The sequence below is a fragment of the Streptomyces sp. 2P-4 genome (assembly GCF_030167965.1).
In the GTDB taxonomy this organism is placed as follows: Bacteria; Actinomycetota; Actinomycetes; order Streptomycetales; family Streptomycetaceae; genus Streptomyces; species Streptomyces globosus_A.
Genome location: NZ_CP095011.1, coordinates 5068873 through 5082452 on the forward strand (window position 1 = coordinate 5068873; position 13580 = coordinate 5082452).

Below are 13580 nucleotides of genomic sequence, written 5' to 3' on the forward strand. Positions count from 1 at the left end.
TTCGCGAGCCCCGTGGCGCGGAGGCGGCCGTGCAGGCCGTCCTCCGCGAGCGGCGGCCGGATCCGGCCGCCTGGGCGGCGGTCGTCGAGGTGGCCTGCGGCCCACCCGAGGACCGGTGGAGGGCCAGGGACGCGGTCATGCAGGCCCGGTTCGCACTCGCCCCGCACGCCGACCGCCTCGCCCGCCGCCTCGGACGCGGTCACCTCGGGGCGGGCAACGCATCCCAGTGGGACGTCCAGATGCTCGCCCTCGCCCTGGCCGGGACGGGCGATGCGCGGGCGATGCCCGCCCTGCGGAACCTGTCCAGGGCGGACTGGTTCCTCATCGACGCGCGTCCCCTCGCCGCGCTGCCCGCCGCCGACCTGCTCCCGCTGGTGCGGGCCGAGCTGCGGCACACCCGTATGTCGACCCCTGACCTGCTCCGCCTCCTCGCCGACCTGGGCGCGGCCGCCGCCCCGGCCGTCCCCGAGGTCGTCCCGCACCTGGAGGCCGGGTGCGCCTACGACGCCGCCCGCGTCCTCGGCCGGATCGGGCCCTCGGCCGCCGCGGCCGCGGGGCGGCTGGCGGGGTTCGCGGCGGGCGCCGTGCGCCCGGAGGGCCCGTACGGCCCGGAGGCCGCCTGCGCCTGGCACGGGGTCCGCATGGCCGCCTGGGCGCACTGGCGCACCACCGGCGACGACGCCCTTCTCCGACGTGCCTGCGCCGCCGATCTCGCGGCGGGGCGCGGCAGCCGGGTCCTGCCGTACCTCGCGGACCTCGGCCCGGCCGCCGCCGGGCACGCCGACGCGGTGCGGGCGCTGACGGGTTCGCCGGGCGGCTGGACCCGGGTCGCGGCCGCGCACGCCTGGTGGCGGATCACGGGTGATCCGGAGCCGGCCGTGCCGGTGCTCCTCGCGGACGTGGACCCGGATTTCGACGGCCACCCCGCGCACCCCACACCGGCCGCGGTCCGGCACCTGGGTGCGATCGGTCCGGCCGCCACCGCGGCGGTGCCGGTGCTGGTGCGGCTGCTGGATCGGGAGGAGCGGGTCCGGGAGCCGTGGGAGCGGAAGCGGATCCTGGTGGACGACGACTTCACCCGCGCCCTGGCGGAGGCCCTGACCCGGATCACCGGGACCGTCCCCGACGCGACCCCGCCGGCAGTCCTCCCCTGGCTCACGGGCCCGGGATCCGAGCCCGTCTCGGATACCGGGATATCCCCTGCCCCGCGCCTGCGCGGCCTGTTTGGATGGCGCGATGAGCATTGAAGCGCTGCCCGACGGGTACGAGATCTCCGCCGACCCCTCCCGCCTCGACGTGGCCCGGATCCACCGGTGGCTGTCCGAGGACGCCTACTGGGCGCTGGGCCGCAGCCGGGAGAAGCAGGAGGCCGCCATCGCCGGCTCGCTGAACTTCGGGGTGTACGACAGCGCCTCGGGCGAGCAGGCGGCGTACGCCCGGGTGGTCACCGACCGGGCCACCTTCGCGTGGCTGTGCGACGTGTACGTCGACCCGGGCGTGCGCGGCAAGGGCCTCGGCGGGGCGCTGGTCGCGGCGGTGCGGGCGCACCTGGAGCCGTTCGGGCTGCGCCGGATCCTCCTCGCCACCGCCGACGCGCACGAGGTGTACGCCCGGCACGGCTTCGAGCCGCTCGCCTTCCCGCAGAAGTGGATGGCCCTCGGGCAGCAGTAGGGGCCCGGAGGGGTCAGGTGCGCTGTCCGCGGAACCGGTTCGCCAGGGCGGCCGTGGCCGGGTGCGGGCCGGTGTGGAGGGGGTGGCGGGGCAGCCGGTGCGGCATGTCGCCGTACCAGGCGCGGGAGACCGTGTAGCCGAAGGCGAGGCAGATCATGCCGCCCACCGCGTCGAGCCAGAAGTGGTTGGCGGTGGCGACGATGACGACGAGGGTCGCCGTCGGGTAGAGGAGGCCCAGCACGCGGGCCCACGGGACGGTCGCCACCGCCCAGATCGTCAGTCCGCACCAGAGCGACCACCCTATGTGCATGGACGGCATCGCGGCGTACTGGTTCGACATGTTCTTGAGGTTGCCGGAGGCCATCGAGCCCCAGGTGTGGTGGACGAGGACCGTGTCGATGAAGTTCTCGGTCTCCATCAGCCGCGGCGGGGCCAGCGGGTAGAAGTAGTAGCCGACGAGGGCCACGCCGGTCGTCGCGAAGAGCACGAGGCGGGTCGGCGCGTACCGGCCCGGGTGCCGGCGGTAGATCCAGGCGAGGACGCCGAGGGTCACCACGAAGTGGAGGGTGGCGTAGTAGTAGTTCATGCCCACGACCAGCCACGTCACCGAGTTCACGGTGTGGTTGACGGTCTTCTCCACGGCGATGCCGAGGGCCTGCTCCAGGCGCCACAGGAAGTCGGCGTTCGCGAGGGCGACGGCCTTCTGCTCGGGCACCGCGTTCCGGATGAGCGAGTACGTCCAGTAGCTGACCGCGATGAGGAGGATCTCGAACCAGATCCGAGGCCTGCGGGGCGCGCGGAGGCGGGTGAGGAGGTCGGCCCGGGTCTGCGGCGGCGGCGCCACGTCGACGGCGGCGGGCGTCGAGACATCCGTCCGGGTTTCCAGTGTCTTCACGCTCGCTTCAGCCATGGGACGAGAGTTTGCCAGATGCCTTCCCGCCTTCGATCATCCCGCGGGAGCATCCTTGCCGCAGCCGCTCAGCCTTCAGGACGAGACGGGACCCTGGTCTGCCCGGGGCCGGACGCGGTGGACCCGCGGACCACCAGCTCGGGCAGGAACACGAACTCGGTGTGGGGCGCCGGCGTGCCGCCGATCTCCTCCAGCAGCGTCCGCACGGCGGCCTGTCCCATGGCCTGTACGGGCTGGCGGATGGTCGTCAGCGGCGGGTCGGTGAACGCTATCAGGGGGGAGTCGTCGAAGCCCACCACGGAGACGTCCTGCGGGACCCGCAGGCCCTGCTGGCGGGCGGCCCGGATCGCGCCGAGCGCCATCATGTCGCTCGCGCAGACGACGGCGGTGCAGCCGCGGGCGATGAGCGAGGTCGCGGCGGCCTGCCCGCCCTCCAGGGAGTACAGGGAGTGCTGGATCAGCTCCTCGACGGCGTCCTCGTCGAGGCCGAGGCGCTCCTTCATCCCGAGGCGGAAGCCCTCGATCTTGCGGAGGACGGGCACGAACCGCTTGGGGCCGACGGCCAGCCCGATACGGGTGTGGCCGAGCGCGGTCAGGTGGGTGACGGCCAGCTGCATCGCCGCCCGGTCGTCGGGGGAGACGAAGGGGGCCTGGACCTTCTCGGAGAAGCCGTTGATCAGGACGAATGGTACGCCCTGCGCACGAAGTTGGTCATACCGGCCGGTGTCGGCGGTGGTGTCGGCGTGCAGGCCGGACACGAAGATGATCCCGGAGACGCCGCGGTCGACGAGCATCTCGGTCAGCTCGTCCTCGGTGGACCCGCCGGGGGTCTGCGTCGCGAGGACGGGCGTGTACCCCTGGCGGGTCAGCGCCTGGCCGATGACCTGGGCCAGCGCCGGGAAGATGGGGTTGTCCAGCTCGGGGGTTATCAGCCCGACGAGGCCCGCGCTGCGCTGCCGCAGCTTCACGGGCCGCTCGTAGCCGAGCACGTCGAGCGCGGCCAGCACGGACTCGCGGGTGCCTGCGGCCACACCGGGCTTGCCGTTGAGCACGCGGCTGACTGTGGCTTCGCTGACCCCCGCCTGGGCTGCGATGTCGGCAAGCCGTGCGGTCACGGGATTGGACTGTACCGGTCCCACGTCACAAAGCCCACCAGGTGCACGAATCCTGGGGCAGCCGGACCGAGCGGCCGTCCGTCTCCACCGGGGCGCTGGAGAGGACGGGGCGTCCCGGCGACGGCAGCTCCACCACCGTGCCCCGCCCGTTGAGGGTGCAGGCGAAGCCGGGCCGGGTGAAGAGGAGCACCCCCTCCGGGGAGGGCTGCCACTCCAGCGGGCCGGCGTCCGGGGAGCCGAGGCCCGGCAGGGCGCGGCGCAGCTCCAGGGCGGCCCGGTACAGCTCCAGGGTGGAGTGCGGGTCGCCGGTCTGCGCGGCGACGCTCAGGCCCGCCCAGTCCCGGGGCTGTGGCAGCCAGCTCCCGGCCGGGCCGAAGCCGTACGGGGGCTCCTGCCCTGACCAGGGCAGCGGGATCCGGCAGCCGTCGCGCAGCCCGTCCTGCCCGGCGGTGCGCAGGAACGCCGGATCCCGGCGGACCTCGGCGGGCAGGTCGGCGACCTCGGGCAGGCCGAGCTCCTCGCCCTGGTAGAGGTACGCCGACCCGGGCAGCGCCAGCATCAGCAGGGCGGCGGCCCGCGCCCGGGCCAGGCCCTGCGGGCCGCCGCCGTAGCGGGTGACGTGCCGGACGACGTCGTGGTTGGAGAGGACCCAGGTGGTGGTGGCCCCGACCGCGGCGGTCGCGGCGAGCGACTCGTCGATCACGGTCCGCATCAGGGCCGGGTCCCAGGGGCAGTTCAGGAACCGGAAGTTGAAGGCCTGGTGCATCTCGTCGGGGCGGACGTACAGGGCCAGGCGCTCCGAGGTCGGCGCCCAGGCCTCGGCGACGCCGATCCGCTCGCCGCCGTACTCGTCCAGGAGGCGGCGCCAGGAGCGGTGGATGTCGTGGACGCCGTCCTGGTCGAAGAACGGCAGCGGCTCGGTCCCGATCAGGGTGGCCTGGGCGCCGCGGCCGATGTCGGGCAGGCCGGGGGCCTTGACCATGCCGTGGGCGACGTCCACGCGGAAGCCGTCGACGCCGAGGTCGAGCCAGAACCGCAGGACGGAGGCGAACTCCTCGGCGACCTCCGGGTGCTCCCAGTTCAGGTCGGGCTGCTGCGGGGCGAACAGGTGCAGGTACCACTCGCCGCCGGCGGCGCGCGTCCAGGCGGGGCCGCCGAAGACGGACTCCCAGTCGTTGGGCGGCACCATCCCGCCGGGGCCGCGGCCCGGGCGGAAGTGGTAGCGGGCGCGGGCCGGGCCGCCGGGGGCCTCGGCGAGCGCCTCGCGGAACCAGGGGTGGCGGTCGGAGGTGTGGTTGGGCACCACGTCGACGATGACCCGCAGGCCCAGCGCGTGGGCGGCCCGGACCAGCTCGTCGGCGTCCGGGAGGTCCCCGAAGAGTGGGTCGACGGCCCGGTAGTCGGCGACGTCGTAGCCGCCGTCGGCCTGCGGGGAGACGTAGAAGGGGGTCAGCCACACCGCGTCCACGCCCAGCCGGGCCAGGTGCGGCAGCCGGGAGCGCACCCCGCGGAGGTCCCCGACGCCGTCGCCGTCGCTGTCCGCGAAGGAGCGGACGTACACCTGGTAGATGACGGCATCGCGCCACCAGCCGACGCTTTCGGTGGTCTTGCTGGAAGCGCTTGCAAGCCGGGGGGCGGTCAGCTCATGGGTCATACCGGGGTCAACGCGGCGACACCGCCCCTGGTTGCGGGCCTGACGACCCGAAGGACGTTCGATCGGCCAGCAAGGTGCGGCAACCGTCCGGACACGCGGATGTAACGATCCCCCGGGCTTGCAGAAAATTGCCGCAAGCTCTTTCGGTCAGCTTTCAGGCTTGTTACGTTCCCTGCAACTCGGGACCGCGAGGGCGCGGCCGGGATCATCGAAGGAGTTCATATGCGGCGTGGCATAGCGGCCACCGCGCTGGTCGCGACCCTGGCGCTCGCGGCGACGGCTTGCGGCGGTGACACCAAGGACGACGGCGGCGCGACCAAGGCGGGCGGGGAGCTCTCCGGCACGGTCACGTGGTGGGACACCTCGAACGATGCCGAGAAGGCGAGCTTCCAGAAGATCGCCGAGGCGTTCACGGCGAAGCACCCCAAGGTCACGGTCAAGTACGTCAACGTGCCCTACGGCGACGCCCAGAACAAGGTGAAGAACGCCTTCAGCAGCGGCGCCGAGGCCCCGGACGTGATCCGCGCCGACGTCGGCTGGGTCGCGGACTTCGCCTCCCTCGGCTACCTCGACGAGGTCCCCGCCGAGACCGCGAAGAAGATCGACGCCGAGTTCCTGCCCCAGGCCGCCGCCAGCGGCAAGTACGAGGGCAAGACCTACGCGGTCCCGCAGGTCATCGACACCCTCGGCCTCTTCTACAACAAGAAGATGCTCGCCGACGCCGGCGTCCAGCCCCCCAAGACCCTGGAGGAGCTGAAGGCCGCCTCGGCCGCGATCAAGGCGAAGACCGGCAAGGCCGGCCTGTACCTGCGCGGCGACGACTCCTACTGGTTCCTCCCGCTGATCTACGGCGAGGGCGGCGACCTGGTCGACGCGAAGAACAAGACGGTCACCGTCGACAACGAGGCCGGCGTCAAGGCCTTCAAGACGGCCCGCGACCTCGTCACCTCCGGCGCGGCGATCACCAACGCCACCGACGGCTGGAACAACATGCAGACGGCCTTCAAGTCCGGCGAGGCCGCCATGATGATCAACGGCCCGTGGGCCGTCGCCGACAGCTACGCCGGCGAGCAGTTCAAGGACAAGTCGAACCTCGGCGTCGCCGCCGTCCCGGCCGGCTCCGTCAAGGCCGGCGCCCCGCAGGGCGGCCACGACCTCGCCGTCTACGCCGGCTCCAAGAACCGCGCCGCCGCGCACGCCTTCGTCGAGTACATGACCTCGCAGGACGTGCAGGTCCAGTCCGCCAAGGAGCTCAGCCTGCTCCCGACCCGGACCGCCGCCTACGAGCAGCCCGACGTCAAGTCCAGCGAGATGGTCCAGTTCTTCAAGCCGGCCGTCGACAAGGCCGTCGAGCGCGCCTGGATCCCGGAGAACGGCTCCCTCTTCGAGCCGCTGAAGGTCGAGTACACGAAGGCGATCACCGGGGCGTCGAGCCCCGAGGACGCGGCCAAGGCCGCCGGCGCCGAGTTCCGCAAGATCCTCAAGGGCTGGAAGTAAACAAGACCATGGCTGCTCACACCAGCCAGTCTGTGGCGAAGGCCGCGGGCGACGAGACCGACGTCGCCCGCGGCCGGAGCCGCAGGACTGACGGGCCCCAGCGCGCCGCGAACCGCGGCGGGCTCAAGCGTGCTTTCGCCACGCACTGGTACGCCTGGGCGATGATCGCCCCGGTCGTGCTCGTCCTCGGCATCATCATCGGCTGGCCGCTCGTCCGCGGCGTCTACCTGTCGCTGACCGACGCCAACGAGCGGAACGTCGCCCGCACGATCGGCGCCAACCACATCGAGGCCACGTACACGTTCGTCGGACTCGACAACTACACGGCCGTGCTGAGCGACCCGGTGTTCTGGCAGCGGCTGGTGTGGACGGTGGTGTGGACCGTCGCGTGCGTGACCGTCACCTTCGCGCTCGGCCTCGCCCTGGCGAACATGCTGAACCGCGACTTCAAGGGCCGCGCCTTCTACCGCATGGCGCTCATCCTGCCCTGGGCCGTCCCCGGCTTCGTCTCCGTCTTCGCCTGGCGGTTCCTCTTCAACCGCGACAACGGCATCCTCAACAAGCTCCTCGACGGCGGCGGCATCGCCGCGATCCCGTGGCTCGACGACCCCACCTGGGCGAAGCTCTCGGTGATCACCGTCAACGTGTGGCTCGGCATCCCCTTCATGATGGTCGCGCTCCTCGGCGGCCTGCAGTCCATCCCGGGCGAGCTGTACGAGGCCGCCGAGATGGACGGCGCCACCACCTGGCAGCGCTTCCGGCACATCACCCTGCCCGGCCTGCGCTCGGTCAGCATGACGGTGATCCTGCTCTCCACCATCTGGACCTTCAACATGTTCCCGGTGATCTTCCTGCTGACGCGGGGCGGACCGGGCGACTCCACCGAGATCCTGGTGACCCAGGCCTTCCGCGAGGCCTTCGTGTCGAGCCCGCGCGACTTCGCCGGCTCCGCGACCTGGGGCGTGCTCATCCTCGCCCTCCTCATGATCTTCGCGCTGGTCTACCGGCGCGCGCTGCGCAAGCAGGGAGAGGTGTGGTGACCATGGCCGCCTCCACGACCACGGCCCCGACCGAGGCCGGGACGACCGCCGCGACCCCCGGCAAGGCCCCCGGGAAGGTCCGCCCGCGCGGGCAGCGCTCGCCGCTCGCCTCCTTCGGGCTCCACGCAACGCTCGCCGCCGCCGCCGTCATCGCCGTGTTCCCCGTGCTGTGGGTCCTGCTGACCTCGCTCAAGCCCGCCCAGCACGCGATCACGACGGACTTCGTCAAGGACCCCACCCTGGAGAACTACCGCTACCTGGTGGAGGAGACCTCCTTCTTCACCTGGTTCGGCAACTCCCTCCTCGTCGCCGGCATCACCACCGTCCTCGGCGTGTTCATCGCCGCGACCACCGGCTACGCCGTCAGCCGGTTCCGGTTCCCCGGCATGAAGCCCCTGATGTGGACCCTGCTCATCACGCAGATGTTCCCCATGGCCATCCTCATCGTCCCGCTCTACAACCTCATGGGACAGCTCGGACTGCTCAACCAGCCCGTCGGCCTGATCATCACCTACCTCACCATCGCGGTGCCCTTCTGCGCCTGGATGATGAAGGGCTTCTTCGACACCATCCCCGCGGAGATCGACGAATCCGGCCGCGTCGACGGGCTCACCCCCTTCGGCACGTTCTGGAGGCTCATCCTGCCGCTGGCCCGCCCCGGCCTCGCCGTGACGGCCTTCTACTCCTTCATCACCGCGTGGGGAGAGGTCGCGTACGCCTCCGCGTTCATGGTCGGCGACGAGAACCTCACCCTCGCCGGCGGCCTGCAGACCTTCGTCACGCAGTACACCGCCAACTGGGGACCCATGACGGCCGCTTCGGTCCTCATCGCGATCCCCGCCGCCATCTTCTTCGTCTTCGCCCAGCGTCACCTCGTCGCCGGGATGACGGCGGGCGCCACCAAGGGCTGACCACCCGGCTCCCGCCCCCGCACACCCCCGGCCCGACCCACAAGGACGTCATGACCCAGCACCTCGCCGAAACACTCCACACCCCGACCGGCACCCTGCCCGGTTGGTGGAGAGAAGCGGTGATCTACCAGGTCTATCCGCGCAGCTTCGCCGACTCCAACGGGGACGGCATGGGGGACCTCGAAGGCATCCGCAGCAGACTGCCGTACCTGAAGGAGCTGGGCGTCGACGCCGTCTGGCTCAGCCCGTTCTACGCCTCCCCGCAGGCCGACGCGGGCTACGACGTCGCCGACTACCGGGCCATCGACCCCATGTTCGGCACCCTGCACGACGCCGACGCCGTGATCCGCGACGCCCACGAACTGGGCCTGCGGATCATCGTCGACCTCGTCCCCAACCACTGCTCCGACCAGCACGACTGGTTCAGGCAGGCCGTCCGCGAGGGTGCCGGCTCCCGGCTCCGCGAGCGCTTCCACTTCCGCCCCGGCAAGGGTGAGGACGGCGAGCTCCCGCCCAACGACTGGGAGTCCATCTTCGGCGGCCCCGCCTGGACCCGTGTCCCGGACGGCGAGTGGTACCTGCACCTCTTCGCGCCCGAGCAGCCCGACTTCAACTGGGAGCACCCGGCCGTCCAGGACGAGTTCCGCTCCATCCTCCGCTTCTGGCTGGACCTCGGCGCCGACGGCTTCCGCGTCGACGTCGCCCACGGCCTCGTCAAGGCCCCCGGCCTGCCCGACATCGGCTCCGGCGACCAGCTGAAGCTCCTCGGCAACGACGTCATGCCGTTCTTCGACCAGGACGGCGTCCACGAGATCTACCGCTCCTGGCGGCGGATCCTCGACGAGTACGAGGGCGACCGCGTCCTCGTCGCCGAGGCCTGGACCCCGACCGTCGAGCGCACCGCCCTGTACGTCCGCCCCGACGAGATGCACCAGGCGTTCAACTTCCAGTACCTGACGGCCGACTGGAACGCCGGGGAGCTCCGGAAGGTCATCGACGGCTCGCTCGCCGCGATGCGCCCCGTCGGCGCCCCCACCACCTGGGTGCTGTCCAACCACGACGTCACCCGGCACGCGACCCGCTTCGCGAACCCGCCCGGCCTCGGCACGCAGCTGCGCGAGCAGGGCGACCGCGAGCTGGGCCTGCGCCGCGCCCGGGCCGCCACGCTGCTGATGCTGGCGCTGCCCGGCTCCGCGTACGTCTACCAGGGCGAGGAGCTCGGCCTGCCCGACGTCACCGACCTGCCCGACGAGGTGCGCCAGGACCCGTCGTTCTTCCGGGCGGCCGGCCAGGACGGCTTCCGCGACGGCTGCCGCGTCCCGATCCCGTGGTCGGGCACCGAGGCTCCGTACGGCTTCGGCGACGGCGGCAGCTGGCTGCCCCAGCCGGCCGAGTGGGCCGAGCTGAGCGTCGAGGCGCAGACCGGCGACCCCGACTCCACGCTGGAGCTGTACCGGGCCGCGCTGCGGATCCGCCGCGAGCGCGCCGACCTCGGCGCGGGCGACGCGGTCGAGTGGCTGCCCGCGCCCGACGGCGTCCTGGCGTTCCGCCGCGGCGGCTTCACCTGCACCGTCAACACCACGGCCGAGCCGGTCGCACTGCCCGCCCCGGGCACCGTGCTGCTGGCCAGCGCCGTCCTCGAAAGCCCGGGCACTCTGCCCGCCGACACGGCGGTGTGGTGGGAGGAGTGACCAGCGGGGACACACCCCTCCGGCTGACGGACATCGCCGCGCAGGCCCAGGTCAGCGAGGCGACCGTCAGCCGGGTCCTCAACGGCAAGACGGGCGTCGCGGCCGGCACCCGGCACAAGGTGCTGGCCGCGATGGACCTGCTCGGATACGAGCGGCCCGTCCGGCTGAAGCGCCGCAGCAACGGGCTGGTCGGGCTGCTCATACCCGAGCTGACCAACCCGATCTTCCCGGCGTTCGCGCAGGTCATCGAACAGGCCCTGGCGGGCCACGGGTACACGCCGGTGCTGTGCACGCAGACCCCCGGCGGGGCCACCGAGGACGAGCTCGTCGAGCAGCTGGAGGCGCGCGGCGTCACCGGGATCGTGTTCCTGTCCGGCCTGCACGCCGACTCGCACGCGGACCCGGCCCGCTACCAGCGGCTCGCCTCCCGCGGCGTGCCGTTCGTGATGATCAACGGCTTCAACGAGCAGGTGAACGCCCCGTTCATCTCCCCGGACGACCGGGCCGCGGCCGACATGGCCGTCCGGCACCTGGAGGCCCTCGGGCACCGGCGGATCGGCCTCGCGATCGGGCCGACCCGGTACGTGCCGTCGGCCCGCAAGGAGCAGGGCTTCACCGCGGCCGTCCCGGGGGCGGAGGCCGAGGGGCTGATCCAGCGCACTCTGTTCACGGTCGAAGGCGGCCACGCCGCCGGCGTCGCGCTCCTCGACCGCGGCTGCACGGGCATCGTCTGCGGCAGCGACCCCATGGCGCTCGGCGTGATAAGGGCGGCCCGGGCGCGCGGGCTGCGCGTCCCCGAGGACGTGTCGGTGGTCGGGTTCGACGACTCGCCGCTGATCGCCTTCACCGACCCGCCGCTGACGACCGTCCGCCAGCCGGTGCGCGCCATGGCGACGGCCGCGGTCGGCGCCCTGCTGGAGGCGGTCGGCGGCACGCCCGTCCAGAGAACCGAATACGTCTTCCAACCGGAGCTGGTGGTCCGGGGCTCGACGGCCCCGCCGCCGCTGCGCACCTGAAAGCTCGGGGCCGACCCCCGAGACCCCGCCCGGCGCCGGGGCCCCGATCACGGGGTCCCGGCGCCGCCATGTCCGGGGCCCGGGCCGGGGGGCCGGCGGAGCGGCGCTCAAGTCGGCCCCGTCGAGGGGCGGTTGGGGAGGATCTGGGCACCTACCGGCCGGAAACAATTCTGCAATCTCTTGCGCAAAGTCTTGCAACACGCGGGGGCGGCCCCTACGGTCGCCACAATCCCCAACCTCTCCCGCCAGGAGGCCCCCGCATGTCTGCCATCGACGCCAGACCGCCCGCCGCCCCACGCCGGGCGAGCGGCGCCGCGCTGCTCGCCGCCGCCGCCCTCGCCGCCGCGACCCTCACCGCACAGGCACCCCCTGCCCAGGCGTCCCCGCCCGGCGACAAGGACGTCACCGCCGTGCTGTTCGAATGGCGCTTCGACTCGGTCGCCAAGGCCTGCACGGACAGCCTCGGCCCCGCCGGGTACGGATACGTCCAGGTCTCCCCGCCGCAGGAGCACGTCCAGGGCTCCCAGTGGTGGACCTCGTACCAGCCGGTCAGCTACAAGATCGCCTCGCGGCTCGGTGACCGGGCCGCCTTCAAGGCGATGATCGACACCTGCCACGCCGCCGGCGTCAAGGTCGTCGTGGACTCCGTCATCAACCACATGGCCGGCCCCGCCGACGCGAACGCCACCCTCACCGGCACGGGCGGCAGCACCTACCGCAAGTACGACTACCCCGGCATCTACACCGGCGCCGACATGGACGACTGCCGCACCACCATCGGCGACAACTACCGCGACCGCGCCAACGTCCAGAACTGCGAGCTCGTCCAGCTCGCCGACCTCGACACCGGCGAGGAGCACGTCCGCTCCCGGATCGCCGGCTACCTGAACGACCTGCTCTCGCTCGGCGTCGACGGCTTCCGCATCGACGCCGCCAAGCACATGCCGGCCACCGACCTGGCCAACATCAAGTCCCGGCTCAGCAACCCCGGCGCCTACTGGAAGCACGAGGCGATCCACGGCGCCGGCGAGGCCGTCGACCCGAGCGAGTACCTGGGCAGCGGCGACGTCCAGGAGTTCCGCTACGCCCGCGACCTCAAGCGCATCTTCCAGTCCGAGAACCTCGCCTACCTGAAGAACTTCGGCGAGGCCTGGGGCTACATGTCCTCCGGCAAGTCCGGCGTCTTCGTCGCCAACCACGACACCGAGCGCAACGGCGAGAGCCTCAGCCACAAGAACGGCTCCGCCCACACCCTCGCCCACGTCTTCATGCTGGCCTGGCCCTACGGCTCCCCGGACGTCCACTCCGGCTACGACTGGACCGACAAGGACGCCGGCCCGCCGAACGGCGGCACGGTCAACGCCTGCTACAGCGACGGCTGGAAGTGCCAGCACGCCTGGCGCGAGATCTCCTCGATGGTCGGCTTCCGCAACACCGCCCGCGGGCAGGCCGTCACCGACTGGTGGGACAACGGCGGCGACCAGATCGCCTTCGGCCGCGGCAGCAAGGCGTACGTGGCCCTGAACCACGAGTCCCACGCCCTCACCCGCACCTTCCAGACCTCCCTGCCCGGCGGCGCCTACTGCGACGTGCAGAGCGGACGGACCGTCACCGTCGGCTCGGACGGCCGGTTCACCGCCACCGTCGCCCCCGGCACCGCACTCGCCCTGCACACCGGCGCCCGCACCTGCTCCGGGACCCAGGACGGCACCGGCGCGTCCTTCGCCGTCAACGCCACCACCGTGTTCGGCCAGAACATCCACATCGCGGGCGACCGCGCCGAACTCGGCGGATGGAACCCGGCCGCCGCGCCCAAGCTCGACCCCGCCGCCTACCCGGTGTGGAAGCTCGACGTGCAGCTGCCGCCCGGCACCGTGTTCTCGTACAAGTACATCCGCCGCGACGCCGCCGGGAACACCACCTGGGAGAGCGGCGCCAACCGCACCGCCACCGTCCCGGCCGACGGCAAGGTCGTCCTGAACGACACCTGGCGCAACTGACCGACCCGCTGCCAGGGCCGCCCGGCGCCCGCACCGGACCCGGTCCGCGCCGGGCGGCCCTCTCCACGCACCCGA

At 72.3% G+C, this 13580-nt stretch carries 11 protein-coding genes; 8 read left to right on the plus strand and 3 right to left on the minus strand.

Going from position 1 to position 13580, the window contains the following annotated elements:
- Positions 1-29: 29 nt before the first annotated feature.
- Both MUK52_RS22465 and MUK52_RS22470 read left to right on the plus strand, forming a co-directional pair.
- The gene (locus MUK52_RS22465; RefSeq protein ID WP_284579504.1) at positions 30-1247 is read left to right on the plus strand and encodes a hypothetical protein; all 1218 of its coding nucleotides are present in this window, start codon (positions 30-32) and stop codon (positions 1245-1247) included.
- Positions 1237-1671 carry a GNAT family N-acetyltransferase gene (locus MUK52_RS22470; RefSeq protein WP_114057318.1) on the plus strand — a complete coding sequence of 145 codons (435 nt, stop codon included), beginning with the start codon at positions 1237-1239 and terminating at the stop codon, positions 1669-1671. Before MUK52_RS22465 ends, MUK52_RS22470 begins: the two co-directional genes overlap by 11 nt.
- Positions 1672-1684: 13 nt before the next feature.
- On the opposite strand, the gene MUK52_RS22475 is transcribed toward MUK52_RS22470, so the two are convergent.
- From MUK52_RS22475 to MUK52_RS22485, 3 genes are all read right to left on the minus strand, one after another.
- Positions 1685-2581 carry a phosphatase PAP2 family protein gene (locus MUK52_RS22475; RefSeq protein WP_284579508.1) on the minus strand — a complete coding sequence of 299 codons (897 nt, stop codon included), beginning with the start codon at positions 2579-2581 and terminating at the stop codon, positions 1685-1687.
- Positions 2582-2649: 68 nt separating this feature from the next.
- On the minus strand, positions 2650-3696 hold the full coding sequence (locus MUK52_RS22480; RefSeq protein WP_284579511.1) for a LacI family DNA-binding transcriptional regulator: 1047 nt from the start codon (positions 3694-3696) through the stop codon (positions 2650-2652).
- Between the two features lie 25 nt (positions 3697-3721).
- A complete protein-coding gene (locus MUK52_RS22485) occupies positions 3722-5350 on the minus strand; it encodes a glycoside hydrolase family 13 protein (RefSeq protein ID WP_114057316.1) in 1629 nt (542 codons plus the stop codon).
- A gap of 222 nt (positions 5351-5572) precedes the next feature.
- On the opposite strand from MUK52_RS22485, the gene MUK52_RS22490 reads away from it, so the two are divergent.
- The 6 genes from MUK52_RS22490 to MUK52_RS22515 all read left to right on the plus strand — a co-directional run bounded on the left by MUK52_RS22490 (position 5573) and on the right by MUK52_RS22515 (position 13505).
- The gene (locus tag MUK52_RS22490; protein WP_114057315.1) at positions 5573-6847 is read left to right on the plus strand and encodes an extracellular solute-binding protein; all 1275 of its coding nucleotides are present in this window, start codon (positions 5573-5575) and stop codon (positions 6845-6847) included.
- 8 nt (positions 6848-6855) lie between these two features.
- Positions 6856-7887: a carbohydrate ABC transporter permease gene (locus MUK52_RS22495; RefSeq protein ID WP_284579516.1), complete on the plus strand. Its 1032-nt coding sequence runs from the start codon at positions 6856-6858 to the stop codon at positions 7885-7887.
- Positions 7888-7889: 2 nt separating this feature from the next.
- Positions 7890-8798, plus strand: coding sequence for a sugar ABC transporter permease (locus MUK52_RS22500; protein WP_114057313.1), 909 nt, complete (start codon positions 7890-7892; stop codon positions 8796-8798).
- Positions 8799-8848: 50 nt separating this feature from the next.
- A complete protein-coding gene (locus tag MUK52_RS22505; RefSeq protein ID WP_114057312.1) occupies positions 8849-10489 on the plus strand; it encodes a glycoside hydrolase family 13 protein in 1641 nt (546 codons plus the stop codon).
- A complete protein-coding gene (locus MUK52_RS22510) occupies positions 10477-11505 on the plus strand; it encodes a LacI family DNA-binding transcriptional regulator (RefSeq protein WP_428985455.1) in 1029 nt (342 codons plus the stop codon). Before MUK52_RS22505 ends, MUK52_RS22510 begins: the two co-directional genes overlap by 13 nt.
- Before the next feature lie 260 nt (positions 11506-11765).
- On the plus strand, positions 11766-13505 hold the full coding sequence (locus MUK52_RS22515) for a carbohydrate-binding module family 20 domain-containing protein (RefSeq protein WP_114057310.1): 1740 nt from the start codon (positions 11766-11768) through the stop codon (positions 13503-13505).
- The last annotated feature ends 75 nt before the right edge of the window (positions 13506-13580 follow it).